Raw genomic sequence first — 1,125 nt, 5'->3', positions numbered from 1 at the left:
TTTTACTCGATGATTCAGTTCGTTTATTAGCAGGCGCTGACGCTCAGCAGCCGCTTCTCTTCACTGATATCGCGACCTCAATGATCGTGCCAATGATGTTCGCATTGTCATCGTGGATTGGGCTCGCCGTAAAGCTACGGGATAAAAATGACCGTCTCTATGGACGAAGACCTCCTCACCGCGCTCCTGATTGTTTTCTGGAAAAGCGCGATCGATTGCACATTCGTGAAGCGGAAATGGCCGGCCATCCGGATAAGTATGGTGGACAATATCGTGCAGCGGGCAGTCGCGTGCTAGCACCTCAGCGAGCTTCCAGCCTGTAAGTTCCTCGGCCGCTCTGTTCATGTAGATGCAGTGCTGACGATCGTCCATCAGGAAGATGGCAACCGACGCGTTGTTGAGCACAGCGTTGAGGCGGCGCTCAGTCTCAAACAGCTGTGCTCCATCACGCCGAATGCTTGGCAGCCGTTTGCTCGCAGCGGAAGTGGATTGCAGCGGCGGCTGCGTGTTCGTCATCTATGAAACCTCTTACACAAGGGGGCTGGCGCAGCGAACAAGCTCTGAACAACGCGGCAAGCGTGCAGGGATCAAAGCCGCTTCGCGACATCGAAGACCTACTCAGCGCCTGTCAACAAACGTGGAATATGATCGTTCCCGCATAAAGTTAAAGTCGTCAGCTGACTGGCTGATCGGGAGGGCAAAGCCGATTGCCATGACTGCTAGCTTAAAAACCGTCATGGTAAACCAGCGTTCGACGAGCATGTTTGGGAAGTGACGGGATCAGCATAGCTGTTGATCTCGATCGCCAGCGCATTGGTAATGCTGGCTCGAGGTGTTCCATTTTTACGTATTCAATCGACTGAATCGGCGGAAGATCTTGCTAGCAAAGGAGGAGCTCGAAGTTCCGAATGCGACCCGATCGTCGCCCTATCCGGCCTCCTCGTGATAATTACGCTCATCTGCCTGACCAGCGCCTTCCCAGTTGTGCCGATCGCTACAGCAATCGCGATATTCTTCGTTGAACCGCACATCTTGCCAGTGCTGGCAGGTCCGCTCTTGGGTGAGCCTGTGGAATTGAGACGTCTCGCGGCTGTCGGCATCGGACTGGTTGGCGCGTTGATCTTC

The 1,125-nt window shown here is 54.4% G+C and carries 1 protein-coding gene and 1 pseudogene; one reads left to right on the top strand and one right to left on the bottom strand.

The features are described from left to right. Positions 1-60 precede the first annotated feature (60 nt). On the bottom strand, positions 61-372 hold the full coding sequence (locus FP2506_RS19290) for a PAS domain-containing protein (RefSeq protein ID WP_244404317.1): 312 nt from the start codon (positions 370-372) through the stop codon (positions 61-63). 420 nt (positions 373-792) lie between these two features. Here FP2506_RS19290 and FP2506_RS19015 point away from each other — a divergent pair. After that, positions 793-1,125: pseudogene (locus FP2506_RS19015) on the top strand (hypothetical protein); the annotation flags it as partial.

Origin of the sequence: Fulvimarina pelagi HTCC2506 (assembly GCF_000153705.1) — a bacterium.
Taxonomy (GTDB): Bacteria; Pseudomonadota; Alphaproteobacteria; order Rhizobiales; family Rhizobiaceae; genus Fulvimarina; species Fulvimarina pelagi.
This window is presented reverse-complemented; position numbering and strand designations above follow the sequence as displayed.